Origin of the sequence: Paenibacillus sp. FSL H8-0260, assembly GCF_045040625.1 — a bacterium.
Classification (GTDB): domain Bacteria; phylum Bacillota; class Bacilli; order Paenibacillales; family Paenibacillaceae; genus Paenibacillus_AQ; species Paenibacillus_AQ odorifer.
Genome location: NZ_CP150298.1, coordinates 6,103,594 through 6,120,259, shown reverse-complemented (window position 1 = coordinate 6,120,259; position 16,666 = coordinate 6,103,594). Strand labels below are relative to the sequence as shown.

At 41.9% G+C, this 16,666-nt stretch carries 16 protein-coding genes; 15 read left to right on the top strand and 1 reads right to left on the bottom strand.

Features of this window, described 5'->3' with window-relative positions; genetic code table 11:
* The first annotated feature begins 9 nt into the window (after positions 1–9).
* The 14 genes from MHI51_RS27125 (at position 10) to arsC (ending at position 14,426) form a co-directional block, all read left to right on the top strand.
* Positions 10–546: a DUF2812 domain-containing protein gene (locus MHI51_RS27125; protein ID WP_342410185.1), complete on the top strand. Its 537-nt coding sequence runs from the start codon at positions 10–12 to the stop codon at positions 544–546.
* A 238-nt stretch (positions 547–784) separates the two neighbouring features.
* Positions 785–2,017 (top strand): glycosyl hydrolase family 8, encoded by a 1,233-nt coding sequence (locus MHI51_RS27120; RefSeq protein WP_256717231.1) that lies wholly within the window; start codon positions 785–787, stop codon positions 2,015–2,017.
* A gap of 685 nt (positions 2,018–2,702) precedes the next feature.
* On the top strand, positions 2,703–3,503 hold the full coding sequence (locus MHI51_RS27115) for a type II CAAX prenyl endopeptidase Rce1 family protein (RefSeq protein WP_405173394.1): 801 nt from the start codon (positions 2,703–2,705) through the stop codon (positions 3,501–3,503).
* 137 nt (positions 3,504–3,640) lie between these two features.
* Positions 3,641–6,022, top strand: coding sequence for an ATP-binding protein (locus MHI51_RS27110; RefSeq protein ID WP_405173393.1), 2,382 nt, complete (start codon positions 3,641–3,643; stop codon positions 6,020–6,022).
* Complete coding sequence (locus tag MHI51_RS27105) at positions 6,000–6,656, top strand: response regulator transcription factor (protein ID WP_038573390.1); 657 nt, start codon at positions 6,000–6,002, stop codon at positions 6,654–6,656. Before MHI51_RS27110 ends, MHI51_RS27105 begins: the two co-directional genes overlap by 23 nt.
* A 168-nt stretch (positions 6,657–6,824) precedes the next feature.
* Positions 6,825–7,343, top strand: a complete 519-nt coding sequence (locus MHI51_RS27100; RefSeq protein ID WP_405174079.1) for a DinB family protein — start codon at positions 6,825–6,827, stop codon at positions 7,341–7,343.
* Positions 7,344–7,361: 18 nt separating this feature from the next.
* Complete coding sequence (locus tag MHI51_RS27095) at positions 7,362–7,505, top strand: hypothetical protein (RefSeq protein WP_175620025.1); 144 nt, start codon at positions 7,362–7,364, stop codon at positions 7,503–7,505.
* A 207-nt stretch (positions 7,506–7,712) separates the two neighbouring features.
* Positions 7,713–9,674: an ATP-binding cassette domain-containing protein gene (locus MHI51_RS27090; RefSeq protein WP_076128781.1), complete on the top strand. Its 1,962-nt coding sequence runs from the start codon at positions 7,713–7,715 to the stop codon at positions 9,672–9,674.
* 28 nt (positions 9,675–9,702) lie between these two features.
* Entirely contained in the window at positions 9,703–10,371 is a 669-nt protein-coding gene (locus MHI51_RS27085; RefSeq protein WP_076128780.1) for a response regulator transcription factor, read from the top strand.
* Complete coding sequence (locus tag MHI51_RS27080; protein ID WP_076277125.1) at positions 10,372–11,715, top strand: cell wall metabolism sensor histidine kinase WalK; 1,344 nt, start codon at positions 10,372–10,374, stop codon at positions 11,713–11,715.
* Between the two features lie 42 nt (positions 11,716–11,757).
* The gene (locus MHI51_RS27075) at positions 11,758–12,159 is read left to right on the top strand and encodes a GNAT family N-acetyltransferase (RefSeq protein WP_076304790.1); all 402 of its coding nucleotides are present in this window, start codon (positions 11,758–11,760) and stop codon (positions 12,157–12,159) included.
* An 81-nt stretch (positions 12,160–12,240) separates the two neighbouring features.
* Positions 12,241–12,567 carry a helix-turn-helix transcriptional regulator gene (locus tag MHI51_RS27070; RefSeq protein WP_076128778.1) on the top strand — a complete coding sequence of 109 codons (327 nt, stop codon included), beginning with the start codon at positions 12,241–12,243 and terminating at the stop codon, positions 12,565–12,567.
* Between the two features lie 128 nt (positions 12,568–12,695).
* A complete protein-coding gene (locus tag MHI51_RS27065) occupies positions 12,696–13,985 on the top strand; it encodes an arsenic transporter (RefSeq protein WP_076277127.1) in 1,290 nt (429 codons plus the stop codon).
* A gap of 21 nt (positions 13,986–14,006) precedes the next feature.
* Positions 14,007–14,426, top strand: a complete 420-nt coding sequence (gene arsC / locus MHI51_RS27060; RefSeq protein ID WP_405173392.1) for an arsenate reductase (thioredoxin) — start codon at positions 14,007–14,009, stop codon at positions 14,424–14,426.
* 18 nt (positions 14,427–14,444) lie between these two features.
* Here arsC and MHI51_RS27055 read toward each other — a convergent pair whose 3' ends face one another.
* Complete coding sequence (locus MHI51_RS27055) at positions 14,445–15,629, bottom strand: oxalate decarboxylase family bicupin (protein ID WP_405173391.1); 1,185 nt, start codon at positions 15,627–15,629, stop codon at positions 14,445–14,447.
* 164 nt (positions 15,630–15,793) lie between these two features.
* Here MHI51_RS27055 and MHI51_RS27050 point away from each other — a divergent pair, with 164 nt between their 5' ends.
* Entirely contained in the window at positions 15,794–16,648 is an 855-nt protein-coding gene (locus tag MHI51_RS27050; RefSeq protein WP_076219329.1) for a copper amine oxidase N-terminal domain-containing protein, read from the top strand.
* Positions 16,649–16,666 lie beyond the last annotated feature (18 nt).

Below are 16,666 nucleotides of genomic sequence, written 5' to 3'. Positions count from 1 at the left end.
GGAATAGGCATGAAGAATACAAAATATGTGACCAGCGGGGGCTTAGCTTTTACTGAAAAAGGAGATATGCAGAAATTGAGTAAGTATGCCAAAAGGGGCTGGCTCCTGGAGAGCTTTGCACCTTTTGGTTATAAGTTAAGAAAGGGAGATCCCCAGAATCTTGAGTACAGTGTAGATTATCACACGAATGTCGATGAGGAGTATTATTTGATTTTTGAAGATGCCGGATGGACATATGTCTGTTCTGCCGGAAATGGGTTTCATATCTTTCGGGCAGCTGCAGGCACGGCGCCTATCTACTCGGACACAGGGACCCTCATTGACAAATATGAACGTGAAAAGAAAACGATGAGCAAAGTAGCCTTGCCATTGCTTATAGCTTTGATTGCTTTTATCTTCCTAGCGATCTTGGGCGTTAATGGATGGTTACCTGAGATCGTGAGGAATATCAGCCTGGTGTTAGTAGTGGTCACACTTTGTATGTTGGTCTTTCCGGGTCTTCCATACATTGCGTATCGATTCAAATTGAATAAATTACGAGAATAGCGAATGGATTTTTATCTAAAGGATGTTTGCACAGCCATGAATGAAGTTGGTTGTGGAACCATCCTTTTTTTAGTTGAGGAGTGAGAACAAATCTAAGTCTCAGATATATAGTACTAATGATCTATTAATGGAATTGCTTATATATTAATTCCATATTCTGTATTACAATGATAGCGAATACGAATTAGCTTGCTGTTTTCTTTCAAATTTATTACCACAATTGAAGAGGAGGCAATGAATGATGAAGAAGGATGCAAAGCTTAGGTTGAGTTGGAAAAGCCTTATTGTCGTATGCTTGGTAATTAGTATTCTTCCTGCCGGTTCCGCGTTTGCAGCAGTGAACAAACCTTTTCCGCAACATTCCACCTACACGAGTGGATCTATCAAGCCAAACAATGTAACCCAGACCAGTATGGATAATTCAGTGAAGACCAAATGGGATGCGTGGAAAACGGCCTATCTCAAACCAGCTGGCACTGGCAAATATTACGTTAAGTATAATTCAGATGGAGAAACGGTATCTGAAGCACATGGTTACGGGATGTTGTTCACAGTTTTGATGGCTGGTTATGACAGCAATGCTCAGACTTATTTTGACGGCTTATATAATTATTACAAGGCTCACCCAAGTGCAATTAACCCTTATTTGATGTCCTGGAAGCAAAACAGCAGCTTTCAAAATATTGAAGGCGAGGACTCTGCTACAGATGGAGATATGGATATAGCGTTCTCATTGCTGCTTGCGGACAAGCAGTGGGGAAGTAGTGGTACGATCAATTATTTACAAGCTGCAAAAGATATCATTAATGCGATTATGGACAATGAGATTAACCAGACACAGTGGACGATCCGTCTAGGTGACTGGGCGAATAGCGGCTCGTATAATACGGCAACTAGACCTTCTGATTTCATGCTAAATCATTTAAAAGCATTCCAACAGGCTACAGGAGATACCCGCTGGACGAATGTTATCGATAAAACGTACACGATTATAAATAGCCTTTATACGGGTTATAGCTCTAGCACTGGGCTGTTGCCTGATTTCGTAGTTTACTCTGGGGGTGTGTATAAACCTGCTGCGGCGAATTTCCTTGAGGATGCCAATGACGGGAATTACAATTACAATTCTTGTCGTACCCCATGGCGGATCGCAACAGATTATTTGATTACTGGAGACAGCAGGGCGCTTACGCAGCTCAATAAGATGAATAGCTGGATTAAGACTAAAGTAAGCAGTACACCTGGTAGTATAAAAGATGGGTATAAGCTAAACGGAACCGTATTTGGAAGTTACAATAGCGGTGCCTTCTATGCTCCATTTGGAGTCAGTGCGATGACCTCATCAACTTACCAAAGCTGGTTGAATTCTCTCTGGAGCCACACAGCAAGCAGTGCTGCAGAAGATTACTATGAAGACAGCATCAAGCTGTTTTCGATGATCGTTATGTCTGGTAACTGGTGGACCTATTAAGATAACGTATAGTTAGAAAAAGGCTGTCCCCAAAACGTTCATGCCCAAAACCATAAAAGTCAAACAGAACAGCGATTCTCCTAATATTGGAGAATCGCTGTTTTGCATTTTTGGTCAACTACTGTTTGTTTCAGTAGATTAGGGGCAAAAGTAAAGCCACCTGATCTCTAATGTTACGGTGGAGCATCCTTTATTTGATAACCAATTGAATCAAGGGGCGTACCTATTGATGCTCCAAAGGATGCAATAAGTGAAGCACTTATACAGCAATTGGGGAATTTCTCCCTAAAATTCAGAGATTTCTGTTCATCAGACTTATAATTAGGGAAAACTTCCCTGAATTTTGGCCGATTCAGTAACTAATAAAGAAATCCCCCTGATTATTAGGGAGGAATTCCCTGATTCCGTCCTTTTAGAGCCAAAATCGGCTATTTTCAGGGAGTATTTCCCTAATTAGTTTACACTTACGCTGCACATCGCACATCGCACATCGCACATCGCTCACCATTTCACTATTTTTAGGACAACCTTACTGAAGACTTTGCGGCATACAGATATGCAGTACCGCAAAAGAATTGTGGTTTTAACGAACGTTGTTTTCGGTGAAACGTCCTGCCTGGTTATATACAATTGGATTAAATAGGAAGATATAGTTCCTTATATCTAAAAAGGTTAGGTGATAATATTGCTCTCAGACAAGAAACAATCTCTTCTATTTATTATTATCGTATGGGCAATGGCGTTAGGGATGTTGCTGCTTCCGGAATCGGCACAAGGTCTGTATGGATTTACTCCTTTTTTCACAGTATGTATCATGATGTTTCTGATTGTGAGAGATGGATACAGTGCTGAGGGATGGAGAAGGTTGGGCTTCAAATTTAGGGGAGGCAAAGAATACATATTGGCTTTAGTTATTCCCTTAGGTTCACTGGGAGCGGGATATGCTGTCTATTGGATGGGATGGAACTCAAGCTTAATTTCTCCAGATTCATGGATCAAGACTGCTATATATTTGCTCGTTTACATTGTTCTTGGTTCATTATCTGCTTTGGGGGAAGAGATCGGTTGGAGGGGTTGGCTGCTCCCGCGTTTTCAATGGATGGGAAGAGTAAGTTCTAGTGTAACAATGGGCTTAATCTGGGCTATATGGCATTATCCGGCGATTCTTGGGCCGCGTGCTTATCATTCCTCTGGAAGCCGCTGGCTCGTGGTGGTGCTCTTTACCTTATCTGTTATGTTTGCGGGCATCATTATAAATGAACTGCGTCTGACCTCCGGTAGTATTTGGCCGGCAGTGCTTTTACACGGAACTAATAATGCTGTAGATAGTGTTTTGCACAATATTACTGTCAGTTCTTCACCTATGTTGGAGTATGTAGCCGGGGAGAGTGGTTGGTTTCCAGTGATTTTATATGGCTGCGCAGCGATATGGATTCTGAATCGAAACCACAGAGTGAACCAGCAAAAAGCCAGGATAGAGCTATAATTCAATGCGGATATTTAGAGGAGAAGGAATATCATGCATAAAAGTATATAATTCCCTTTGTGATTCATATAAAATGGTAGGGGAATACCAAATAAGAATAGAGATATGTATAATTTTGTTCGTTCGGGGGATTTGAAATGACAGTAAAACTCCGCCAGTTATTCATATCAGGGTTACTTTGCCTTTTTGTTTTTCTTATTATTCATTTTGTGTGGGTCATTCACTCTAACATCTTGCTTGGCGTTGGTCTGGAGCAGAATGAAGAAGGGCAATATTATATTGCTGAGGCAGACGTTTCAAGCGAAGGGTATAAACAGAATCTAAGGGAAGGGGATATCTTATTACGGGTTAATGGGAAACCGATTGATAAAGTGGATGAAGCTGTGAGATATGGAAGCTTAACTCAGGTTCAATCCGTTGACCTTCTTCGTAACTCCAAAGGGGGGGCTCCACTTGCTTTGCATTATGATATTGAGAATAAGTCCTCCATCTATCATACGTTTACCCAGCTTGTAGTCCCTGGAGCGACATTTGTTTTTTTGGCAGTGTTAAGCCTTCTATTATACCGCAGGAAAAGCGGGGATCGCTCAGCAGAGCTGCTGATTTTATTCTTTTTATTAGTCGGAATAACTTACTTTGCGGGATATGCCTCAAGTAGATCTGATCTTATAGGTAGAATCGCGATGGGTAGCGTGTTGGCTTTAATTCCACTGGTTTTTATTCACTTTCTCCAAGTATATCTGAAACGATTTGATGTATTAGTTCTATCTACTACTGTAATCAAAATATACTATGGCCTGGTCATTTTACTAAGCCTATTTTCCACCTCCAGTCTAATGGTTTACTCCTGGGATAGATCCTTGTATTCCTTTGTAAGGTTAATTATTATTGGGTTCTTTGTTTTTGGGATTTTTTACAGCATATTTAAGCTGCTATATTTATACATTACTTATCGAAGCACAGCGCTTAAATCGATGTTTAAAATTATGCTTACCGGACAAATCCTTGCGTTTACACCGTTTGTTCTCTTCTCAGCTGCACCCATTGCTGTTGGGGTCAACCTGATTCCTTACGAAATTACTACGATCTTTTTGTTTTTGATGCCAGTTACTTATTTTTATCTGCTGACGGCTAGGCAACTATTTGATATTGATTTCGCTTTTAATCGGTTTAAATATTATTTATTAATTGCTTTTTTTCCGGCGCTAATGATTGTAGCCGTACTTGCGATCATTCAGAGCAGGCAAGAGTATGATTGGATCAAATGGATTCAGATGTTTTTGGTTGTATATTTATCTATTACAATCTTTTTATTCTTTAAGGAGAAAATAGATTATTATTTCCGGCCTAAACTGTTCCGTGAGCTTTATCATTATCAAGGTAGTCTGGAGCGATTCTCGAAGCAAATCTCCAAGGTTATGATGCGGTCTGATTTGGAGGCTGCAATTTACAAGGAAATCAATGAGATTTTACCGGTTAGTCGGTCTGCTTTTTTTGAGAGAGATGAGGATATGAGTAACCTCGAACAAATAGTCGACAATTCGGGCCAAGAGATCAACATAGAATTTGTATCGAAATCTCCAGTTTTTAAGGTAGGAGAAGTAGTTCAACTCAAACAGGGGATCTTACTCGTAATCGGACGTCACCAAAAAAAATTTCATCTCCTCTGGATTGATCATAAGAAGAACCATACAAAGCTTAATTCGGATGAGCTTAACTGGTTAAATACCCTCGCAAATTATGCGAGTATTGTCTATGAGAATTTATATCTTATTGAAGGCTTGATTGAAGACCTTGAAGCAGAGATGAAAAAAGAGCTACATGCAGCACCATGGGTTCTACGCCTGATCTTTAACTTATCAGAGAAAGAACGCAGAAAGCTGGCGGCGGATTTACATGATTCTGCTCTTCAGGATCAGCTTATTTGGCTTCGCAGGCTGGAAACACTGATCTCGGATCATGATATTGAGGCGGATATTTTGCCAGAGCTGCTTCAGATTAAAGAGGGACTTCTGGATGTGATATATCAGATTAGGGAGACCTGCAATGAACTGCGTCCACCGCTGCTAAGAGAGACCGGAATTGTGAAGGCACTGGAACTATTGTTTGAGTATGCCCAGCTGCAGTCCAACTACATTATCACTTTTACATCCAGTCCGATTGGTGAGCTAAGTGATGACCTGGTGATTGCGTTGTATCGAATAGTACAGGAGCTCCTGCGGAATGCCGGGAAACATGCCAAGGCGAATCAGATTGAAATTGAGCTGGACCAGCAAGAGCATCTCTATTTTCGATATAAGGATGATGGGATTGGCATGAATATAGTTGATATCAGGGAATCTTTTCAGCATATGGGCCTGTCTGGAATCAAAGAACGTGTTGCTAGCTTAGAGGGGGAGTGCACTTTTACCTCGGAGAAAGGGAAGGGACTGGAGGTTATTATTTATTTACCGACAATGGCTTTTGTAGAAGAAAAGCACAGAGGAGGCGATGACGATGATACGTATCTTGTTGGTTGATGATCATCCTTCAGTCGGAGAAGGAACCAAAACTATGATTGAGCAGGACGCGGATATGGAGGTTACTTTTGTTTTGTCAGCGATGGAAGCTTTGGATAGGCTGGAGCAACAAGAATTTGATGTGATCTTATGCGACCTCAACATGCCTACGATCAGCGGACTTGAATTCGCCAAAAGAGCCGTTCAACGTGATCCTGAATCTAAAGTGGTGATTTATACCGGATATGAGATCAGTGCTCATTATAATCTTTTGATGGAGTCAGGGGTCACAGGATTTATCTCTAAAACAGCTTCCCGGGAACAGTTGTTAAATACCATTCGTTGTGCACTAAGGAATGAGGCGGTCATTCCGGTGTCTTTACTTAAACAGCTACGAAGAAATGATATCAAGATTTCTAATCACCGGGATAATCGGCTGCTTGAAGAAGTGTCCATTAATCAAAGAGAACAGGAAATACTCCAAGAAGTAGCTAGTGGAAAAAGCAATAAAGACATAGCCAGCAAGCTTTTAATGTCACAAAGGACTGTAGAGTATAACCTGACGAGAATCTTTGAGAAGCTTAGTGTACATTCCAGATCCGAAGCTATAGTGGAAGGGAAGCGACTAGGTCTTGTTAGGATGGAGACTTTCTAAGTTGAAGCCCATACAACCCAATACATAGTTTTGTTAGTTTTATTCATGGTGTTAAGCACCTCACTTTTGCATCTTGATCGTCATTACCTGTAATTCATAATTCTGAACCATTCAGGTATTTAGAGTATTATTCTGAAGAAATCAAGGAGGAACATCCATATGATTGACATGAACCAAATATTTTTGATTACAGATATCCCAGGTTACTCCCCGCAAATCAGCCGACTTTTATCCATGATGAACTATGCAAGATATACAACATTAGAAGCCGTTAAGGGTCTAACTGTGGAACAACTGGATTATTTATTGGATGCTCAGAGTAACTCTATTGGAGCGTTATTATTGCACTACGCTGCTGTAGAATATGCATATCAAGTGGCAACGTTTGAGCAAAGAGATTTGTCTGAAGAAGAGCTAACGAGATGGGGGCCAGCATTAAATTTAGGAGGCGAAGGACGAGCCAATATTAAGGGGAATGACCTGAGCTATTATTTAGATCGCCTAAATGAAGTTAGACAAAAGACTTATGAATTATTCGCAACCGTCGATGATAATTGGTTATATACTGAAGAGGAATTCTGGCATAACAAACCTGCGAACTACTATTTTATGTGGTTTCACGTTTTTGAGGATGAAATCAATCATAGAGGCCAGATTAGGCTGATCCGAAAAAGAGCACTAGCTTAAGAAAGGAGGCGCGCGCGAATGGAGTACATAGAGAAAAATATAAAGCCTTTATTTAAGAAATATCCGCTGCTCTCGAAATTTATATTAACAGTGGTGATTATAGACATCGTTTATTACGCCGGAAAACAAGTTGGAGGATTAGCTTATCACCTCATGCACTAATTTCTTTTGAAAATAAGTCGAATAGAAAAGGTGAGTTCCACTCATTTTGAGTGTGAATTCGCCTTTTTATATTGCTTAACCTAAATATTTGCTGTAGCTCTGACTCTTCCATGTGGCTAGCCAGTTCATTATCAGTTCACACAAATTTGTTAGGATATGAAACATCAAAAGAGATATAGAGCATGACCAGGAGAGGAAGAGAAACAAATGAAAATATTAGAAGTTAAACATGTAAAGAAATCATATACTTTGTACGGTAAAGAAAAGGTACCAGTACTCCATGATGTGAATCTAAGCTTTGAGACAGGTGAATTCGTCTCTATTCTAGGTGAGTCTGGCTGCGGAAAGTCCACACTGATGAACATCATTGGGGGAATGGACTCCGATTATGAGGGCGAGGTCCTTGTCCGCGGAAAGAATTTAAGCACGATGACCGAAAAGGAAATGGATGATTATCGTAAGAACAATATTGGTTTCGTTTTTCAAAATTTCAATCTGATCCCGCATCTATCAGTTTTGGAGAATGTTACAGTGGCGATGCAGATGACGGATACCAGTGAGAAGGACCGTAATAAACGTGCTATAGATATTTTGACTGAGGTAGGCTTGAAAGAGCACCTGAAAAAACGTCCCAATCAGCTGTCCGGTGGACAGAAGCAAAGAGTGTCCATCGCCCGCGCGCTAGCGAATAATCCTGATATTATTTTGGCAGATGAACCTACAGGGGCCTTGGACAAGGATACCGGCGATCAAATTTTAGCCTTATTGGACAGCATAGCCAAAAGAGGGATATTGGTCATTACCGTGACCCACTCACAGAAAGTAGCCGACTCTGGTACCCGTATCGTAAAGGTGGAAGAAGGACGGATTAAAGATGATATTCAGTTAAAGGACCGCTCTTTGATTAGTTACGATGGAGGAGAGGGGTCATCCCGGAATCTCAGTTTATTTGCATCTTTTAAAATGGCTCTGCAGAACATGAAACTCAACGCCAAACGTAATGTATTGGTAGCTTTGGGTGGGTCTATTGGTATTTTAAGCGTACTGTTGATGCTTTCCTTAGGGAATGGAATTACGAACTATATGAATGACGAAATTAATTCAAGTATGGATCCTTTACTCGTGGATATAACTAAACCCAGTGAAGAAGCTAAAGGCATGCAAGGTCCAGAGGCAATGATGTTGCCCGGCGAAACGTTTACGGCTGCCGATATTGAAACCATCCGAAATATTCCAAATGTTGATTATGTAGAAACCATCACTTCCATTTCGGGCAAATCTACTATGGTTTATGCAGATCAGACGGTTAGTCTTACACAATTAACAACCTTAACGGATGCTTTTGCTAAAGAGACGATTACCGCAGGGGCTTTTCCAGAGGGCAAAGAGATATTATTACCCGTGAAAACGGCAAGTAAATTAAGCGGAAATGACAGTCCAGAGTCTTTAGTAGGGAAATCGATTTATCTATATATTAATGAAATGGATGCTAAGCATAAACCGATCACATTGGAACAAGAAGTCACTATCTCTGGTATTTATGAAAGCACTGATCCAAGAGCGCAAATGCAACCCACGGGTTATCTTCCAGCGCAGACTTTGGAGCAAATGTATGTTGACAAGGGGATTACAATAGGTCCAATTCAAGTTAATGCTTTTGCAACCGATATGAAATATGTGAATGATATTAATGCAGCCGCTGTTGATGCTGGATTCTCAGGTTCTCAATCGGCAAAAATCATGGAGCGAATCACAACTTATGTGAATATGGCTACTATAGTTCTCTCTGGTATTGCCGGGATTTCACTTCTCGTATCAGGGATCATGATATTGGTTGTGCTATATATCAGTGTAGTGGAACGGACTAAGGAAATTGGGATTCTTCGGGCAATTGGCGCAAGGAAAAAAGATATCAAACGTATATTCTTTTCTGAATCAGCTTTATTAGGTGTATTCAGCGGTATCTTTGCGGTACTCTTTGCCATTGTCATTAGTTATGTGTTAAATATTCTCTTGGACAATGCTTTTGGAGTGAAACTTATTAATCTATCCGGTTATTATGTGTTATTTGGGATCGTTGTGAGTACCCTGATTAGTATTATCGCCGGTTTGATGCCATCCTCTAAGGCTGCCAAACTGGATCCAATGGAATCTCTACGATATGAATAAATAGGTTAGCGGAGAGGAAAATTGAGAGATGAACACGATTCTAGTGGCGGATGATGATTCTCATATCCGTAGATTAATACGATTATATCTTGAAAAAAACCAATTTTCCGTAGTGGAAGCAGCAGACGGTCAAGAGGCATTAGACATTCTAGCGCATACAAAGATCGATTTGGTGATTGTAGATGTGATGATGCCAAATGTAGATGGTATTGAATTGACCGAAGATATCCGGTCTTATATCGATATTCCAATTCTGATGGTTACAGCTAGAGGAGAATCTAAGGACAAAGTCAGAGGATTTAATGCCGGATCAGATGATTATTTAGTCAAACCGTTTGATCCCATTGAATTGGTCCTGAGGGTAAAATCACTATTAAAAAGATATCATTTAACCTCCTCGAGTGTGATTCAACTAGGCGCAGTGATGATTGATCTGGGGAATTTGAACGTTGTTACGGCTCAGAGAACGGTGGAGTTGAAGAAAAAGGAATGTGAGTTGTTATTTGCTCTGGCGGGTTCGCCAGGGCAAATATTCACGCGTTCTCAGCTCATAGAAAATATTTGGGGTGTCGATTATGAAGGCGACGAGCGTACGGTAGATGTGCATATCAAACGTCTGAGAGAAAGACTTGAATCGATTCCCGAGCTAATTATTTCTACGGTAAGAGGACTTGGATACCGTCTGGAGTTGGCCTGAATGTTGAAAAAAAGCCTGCGTCTGCGTATTGTCATTACGTTCATTGGGATTGTGATCGTCAGCTTAATGATCTCTTTTTTGCTAAATGTACGGTTTTCCGAAAATAATGTGACCCCAAACCATATCTTCATTAGAGTAGCTGGAGACGTAGCCAAAGTGCTTACCCTAATCGATGATCCGGAAAAAGCACAGGCATTTACTAAACTGCTCAATAAATATGGGGTCGATATTGCGAAAGTGAGAGTGAATGAGTGGAGTGATGCTGTTTTTTCAGTGGATAAGGAGAAGGTTGCCGCTCTATTTAAGCCGGATTCCACAGACGCAGTGATGCTTAATGATAAGTCTGGTGTTGCTATTGTTGGCATTCCCATCGTAGATAAGGAGAAAGCTGCGCTCATCATTAAAATTGATTTTTCGTCGAGCTTGATCACATTCAGACGCAACGTGTTTTTTACACTTCTAACGGTTTTAGTCATTGGAAGTTTACTGATTCTCTTGATGTCCGGATTCATTGTTAAGCCTATCAAACGTCTGACGGAAGCAGCTAAAAAAATGGCATCAGGCGATTTATCTGTGCGCTTGACGCATAAAAATCAAGATGAGTTCGGGGAACTGATGGAAAGCTTTAATCATATGGCTAGTGAGCTGCAAAAGATAGACTCTGTTCGTGATGATTTTGTCAGCAATGTCTCTCATGAAATGCAGTCTCCGCTTACGTCCATTAGAGGGTTTACTAGAGCGCTGCAAGATGGTGTGGTTCCAGTAGAAGAGCAAAAAGAACATCTGGATATTATTTATCAGGAAACGCTGCGCTTATCCCGCCTAAGTGACAATCTGCTTAGATTAGCGTCGCTTGATTCAGAACATCATCCGGTTAATCTCACCACTTTTCAGCTGGATGAACAGTTAAGAAGAGCGATCGTTCTGGCGGAGCCACAATGGGCACAGAAAAACATTCAGATAGAATTGGATTTATTACCCTGCCAAATTACGGTGGATAAAGATTTGTTTGATCAAGTCTGGCAAAACCTAATCAATAATGCTATAAAATATACAAGCCAAGAGGGTATCATTCATGTCGAAATCGAGCGTTCTATAGCGTTTGTGAAGGTTTCTATTAAAGATTCTGGTCAAGGCATACCAGAGGCAGCATTGCCCCGCATTTTTGATCGTTTTTATATGGTGGATAAAGCGCGGAGCAGCGTTCATAAAGGGAATGGACTTGGATTATCTATTGTATTAAAAATTCTAAAAATGCATGATTGTAAAATAGAAGTGGAGAGCAAGGTTGGGGAAGGAACCCAGTTTATCGTCTGGATCCCTGTCTCTCAACCCTATGAATAGTTAACAGGCTGAAGCTTAAGGCAACCGCAGACCCTTTCATTTGTGAACCAAGCAATAGAAGACTCTCAAAAAGTTCCCAGAACTCGGTTCGCGCAAGCCATAGTTGCAGTAGGAACTGAACATTTGATCGGCATGATTGAATTAAATATTAGAAGCCATACAGACAGAAGCGGCGAAATCGGCTATATTGTCCATCCTGATGCCTGGGGACAGGGAGTCGCTACAGCAGCGGCCAGACGAATGTTGAAATTTGGTTTTGAAGAACTGCAACTACATCGAATATATGCGACCTGTGACCCTAGAAATAGCGGATCATCCAAGGTACTCACCAAGATAGGTATGACCTATGAGGGAAGATTAAGGGATGCTTTGCTTATTAAAGATGGATGGCGGGATTCTTTGATGTTCAGTATGTTGGAGCATGAGTGGACGATAGCCCGCTAAAAATCAACTCTTGCTTCCGACTGGTAGATTCACTAGAATATAAGTATTAGCTTATATACTTTCAAGAGGAGGAGAGAAGGAATGCAGACACTAACGGAGATTGCTGAAGACTTGAAGCTGTTCGGAGATAAGACACGATTGGCAATGCTTTCTCTTCTGAAAGAGCGGGAATGGTGCGTGTGTGAATTCGTTGATATCTTTGACATTTCCCAGCCGGCGATTAGCCAGCATTTACGGAAATTGAAAAGTAGAGGAATCGTTCGGGAAAGCAAGCGGGGACAGTGGGTACATTATTCGTTAAATGTCGAGGATAAACCACATCTTAAAGCTGTTCTTCAACAGATGCCTAGTTCCAAATCGATATTGGCTGAACTGAATAAAGAGGCTAAAGAGCCATGCTGCGACTAAATTTCAGGTAAGAATTTTTATGACTTATATATAACTATATAGTTATATAATGATGTTGGATTGAAGTCACATGCTTATATAGGAGTGTTGAAAAAGATGTGGATTGGCAGTAAAAGGGGGATGGCACTTTGGCTATTGTAGCTATCCTTATATTTTTAGTAACTTTAATCCTTGTAATCTGGCAGCCCCGTAATTTATCGATTGGATGGTCAGCCTGCGGTGGCGCGATTATAGCTTTGCTAGCTGGGGTAGTCAGCTTTAATGATGTTCTGGATGTAACGCAGATCGTGTGGAATGCTACTTTAGCGTTTGTGGCTATTATTCTGATTTCTTTAATTCTGGATCGAATCGGATTTTTTGAATGGGCTGCTTTACATATGGCGCGGGCTGCCCGCGGGAATGGCAGACGAATGTTTGTGTATGTCATCGTTCTTGGTGCGTTAGTGTCTGCATTTTTTGCGAATGATGGAGCGGCTCTGATTCTTACGCCTATTGTGCTTGCGATGGTAAGGGCGCTGCATTTTGATGAGAAAAAAGTATTTCCGTTTATTATCGCCAGCGGTTTTATTGCCGATACCACCTCATTGCCGCTCGTGGTCAGCAATCTGGTCAATATCGTATCAGCGGATTTTTTCGGGATTACGTTTATGGAGTATGCAGGCAAGATGATCATACCTACGCTGTTCTCACTTGTGGCGAGCATCGTGGTGCTCTATTTCTTTTTTCGCAAAAGTATTCCCAAGCACTTTAACGATTCACAGCTAAAAGATCCGCATGAGGCGATTAAAGACAAAAAAATGTTCCGGCTGTCATGGATTGTATTGGCTGTTCTTTTGGTAGGATATTTTGTCAGCGAATTTTTGGGTATTCCGGTATCTGTGGTTGCGGGGATCATAGCTATTTTGTTCCTTCTTCTCGCGAGAAGAAGCCCTTACGTCAAGGTGAAAGAAGTGATTACCGGAGCGCCTTGGGCGATCGTGTTCTTTTCTATCGGAATGTATGTCGTAGTATATGGACTTCGAAATGTTGGGCTGACGGATTTACTTGCTAAGATGATTGGGTCTATTGCTGATCAGGGCTTATTTGCCGCAACGATGGGTATGGGCTTCATAGCTGCATTGATCTCATCGCTGATGAATAATCTGCCTACCGTTCTGATTGACGCGCTTGCCATTGATGCGACGCATACCACTGGAATCATTAGAGAGGCTTTAATATATGCGAATGTTATAGGTTCGGACTTAGGACCGAAGATCACTCCGATTGGCTCACTCGCCACACTGCTGTGGCTACATGTACTTTCGGCTAAAGGCGTGAAGATTTCTTGGGGAACGTATTTTAAGACAGGTATTATTTTAACCATTCCAACGTTATTTATTACGCTTTTAGGTCTTTATATGTGGTTGTTGATTAACTAATTTGGACAGGGGAAGATCAAGATGAACAAGAGAACGATTTATTTTTTATGTACAGGGAATTCCTGCAGAAGTCAGATGGCTGAAGGCTGGGCTAAGCAATATCTAGGAAAAGAATGGAGCGTGTACAGTGCAGGTATTGAAGCTCACGGTCTAAATCCAAAAGCTGTACAAGCGATGAGCGAAGTAGGCATAGATATTTCCGGCCAGACTTCGGATATTATTGATGCTAATCTGCTGAATAATGCCGATCTGGTCATTACCTTATGTGGAGATGCTGCGGATAAATGTCCAATGACCCCTCCGCAGGTCAAACGGGAACACTGGGGCTTCGATGATCCGGCAAAAGCGCAAGGGAGTGATGAAGAGAAGTGGGCAGTGTTCCAGCATGTGCGTGACCAGATTGGTGAAAGAATCAAACAATTTGCGGAGACGGGTGAATAAGCAAAGGGAGAAAGTAACCTATTCTTTTAACTTAGGGTATTTCACCACTGGCCATTTCACTTTCCGTAAGGCATTGATCACTTCGGGCCCAACGTTCAAATTACTTTGAACCAATTCATGGGGAGTGAGAGCCATCCATTGGTTCAGAGAGACGTCGGCAAAACGGTCACTTTTGAACATTTCGAGGAACCACAACGATTCTTCTCCTGTATTCTGAATATAATGTCCAAATGCAAAAGGAACATACCCAACATCGCCAGCCCTGTAATTAAAGGTACGTGCTGCACCGTTTCCGGCAAACACAGTCATCCGTCCTTTTCCGGTAAGATAATATTGCCACTCATCGTTGTTGGGGTGCCAGTGGAGCTCTCTCATTCCTCCAGGTTCAATCTCTACCAGTGCAGCAGCCACGGTCTTGGAGACCGGAAAGTTGCTGGAGTCAACGATTCTGACGCTCCCGCCAGGAGTCTTCAATGGAGGCTGTGCCAACAGCGAATGTTTGAAGCTCTGTGGAATTTCTCCATATGGCGATTGCACCTTTTGGCTTTGTAATGACCCGGGAACTTGATCCTGATAAATGTAAACCTGTTCAGTGGGGATGGAGTCGAAGGCCTCGGCAGGTATTCCAAAGTTAGCTGAAAGTACCTCTTTAGGCGTATGGGCGAACCAATCGGAAATAGACAAGGTATTCAGATCGGAGAAGCTCCCGTCGTCAAAGACTAGGAGGAATTCGCAGCCTTCTTCAAGACCTTGTATAGAGTGAGGAATACCCGGCGGAAAATACCATAGATCACCAGGTCCTACATCTGCTATAAAGTTCCGTCCATTCTGATCCACAGCAGTAATCCGGGCGCGGCCTAACAGCATATAAGACCATTCCGCTTGCTGATGCCAGTGAAGCTCTCGTACTCCACCGGGGGTCAGGCTCATATTCACACCTGCCAGTGTAGTTGCGATAGGGAGTTCTCTGACGGTTACTTCTCTGGACCAGCCACCATGATTAAGCTGCATATGCGTATCTGAGAAAGAAAATTTTAAATTGGGAACCAGGCCCGCATCAGTCACCGGAGGTACGAACATATCCGGGTTCTCAAGATCCCGCATAACATCGCGGGGTCCTTTATCTAATCCCCCTGTGCCATCGCTTCGGATGGGCTGGGGGATGTTTGTTTTGTTTGCCGAATCCTGTCCAGCAGAAGTCATAAGAGGTTCTCCTTTCTTGTTCCTAAAGCGTTCAATGAAAATATATGCGGAATGCTGTCTTTTATGATGGATAGCAGAAGTGGTACAAGTTGACATGTGTAGGGTCATCATTGATTATTACTAATAGAGGCTAAGGTTCTAGATGAACTGGAGAGGGGTTTGTGATGATTCACATCAAGGAGTCCTTACAACGATTAGGGAAAATAAAAGCTTACGTAATAGGTCTATTAGTGATTATGTTCGCCGCGGGATCTGCGGTTACACCTACATCGGTGTCGGCAGCTGTCCAGTTAGGGACACAGGTAATGCCACTGTCATACGGGGGATATTACGTGCTTTTTCCAGGTAAACTCGCCCCTTATTTCAAAGCAGGTAAATTAATGGTGCCGATTCGAGCCTTCTCCAATGCGATTGGCGCAGATTTGCTCTATGACGCTCTGAGCAAGAGTATTACTGTTTCACTGCTGGACCGATCGGTAGGAAATATTAAAGCAGGGCAGCTAGAGGCAGATTTTAATGGGGAGACCGTAGATTCATTAGGCGTTGCTCCAGAGATAAAGGATGGCACTCTGTTTGTTCCGGCGTCCCCCATTTTAGAAGGGCTTAAGTCTTTTCGCTGGGAAGTGCAATTTAATAATGTGAATAAATTAACCCTTGGCATTGGAGCCAGAAAAGGGGAGGAATGGGTGAAGTCTGAGGCAGATCGTGCGCTTGCTCCTTATCCACTCGAAACGACAGCACATCCGTATCCGTTATATCCTACTATGCTAACGCAGGCTCAATCCGGGAAAGAATATAGATTAACCTTAGGCGTGCAAAATACCTCCGGATTCATCATCCCTAAAGGAAACGCGGAATTAGAGCTGGTGAGTGTGGACAGTAAAGGGAATTCTTTTTATCAAACGTTGAAAGGACCTGATTCGTCAACCTCCAAGGCGGCATTATTAACATTTTCCGTTACCATTCCAACAGAGGCTGAATACGTCATTTTCAGGTCACGCACCTTGAGAGCGCAATAAGGCAATTGCTATAGATTA

Bases quoted from the DNA above. Each gene is read 5' to 3' on its own strand.
- MHI51_RS27120 (WP_256717231.1), top strand. From the start codon at position 785: ATGATGAAGAAGGATGCAAAGCTTAGGTTGAGTTGGAAAAGCCTTATT.
- MHI51_RS27100 (WP_405174079.1), top strand. From the start codon at position 6,825: ATGAACCAAATATTTTTGATTACAGATATCCCAGGTTACTCCCCGCAA.
- MHI51_RS27085 (WP_076128780.1), top strand. From the start codon at position 9,703: ATGAACACGATTCTAGTGGCGGATGATGATTCTCATATCCGTAGATTA.
- MHI51_RS27080 (WP_076277125.1), top strand. From the start codon at position 10,372: ATGTTGAAAAAAAGCCTGCGTCTGCGTATTGTCATTACGTTCATTGGG.
- MHI51_RS27095 (WP_175620025.1), top strand. From the start codon at position 7,362: ATGGAGTACATAGAGAAAAATATAAAGCCTTTATTTAAGAAATATCCG.
- MHI51_RS27110 (WP_405173393.1), top strand. From the start codon at position 3,641: ATGACAGTAAAACTCCGCCAGTTATTCATATCAGGGTTACTTTGCCTT.
- arsC (WP_405173392.1), top strand. From the start codon at position 14,007: ATGAACAAGAGAACGATTTATTTTTTATGTACAGGGAATTCCTGCAGA.
- MHI51_RS27070 (WP_076128778.1), top strand. From the start codon at position 12,241: ATGCAGACACTAACGGAGATTGCTGAAGACTTGAAGCTGTTCGGAGAT.
- MHI51_RS27105 (WP_038573390.1), top strand. From the start codon at position 6,000: ATGATACGTATCTTGTTGGTTGATGATCATCCTTCAGTCGGAGAAGGA.
- MHI51_RS27050 (WP_076219329.1), top strand. From the start codon at position 15,794: ATGATTCACATCAAGGAGTCCTTACAACGATTAGGGAAAATAAAAGCT.
- MHI51_RS27090 (WP_076128781.1), top strand. From the start codon at position 7,713: ATGAAAATATTAGAAGTTAAACATGTAAAGAAATCATATACTTTGTAC.
- MHI51_RS27125 (WP_342410185.1), top strand. From the start codon at position 10: ATGAAGAATACAAAATATGTGACCAGCGGGGGCTTAGCTTTTACTGAA.
- MHI51_RS27055 (WP_405173391.1), bottom strand. From the start codon at position 15,629: ATGACTTCTGCTGGACAGGATTCGGCAAACAAAACAAACATCCCCCAG.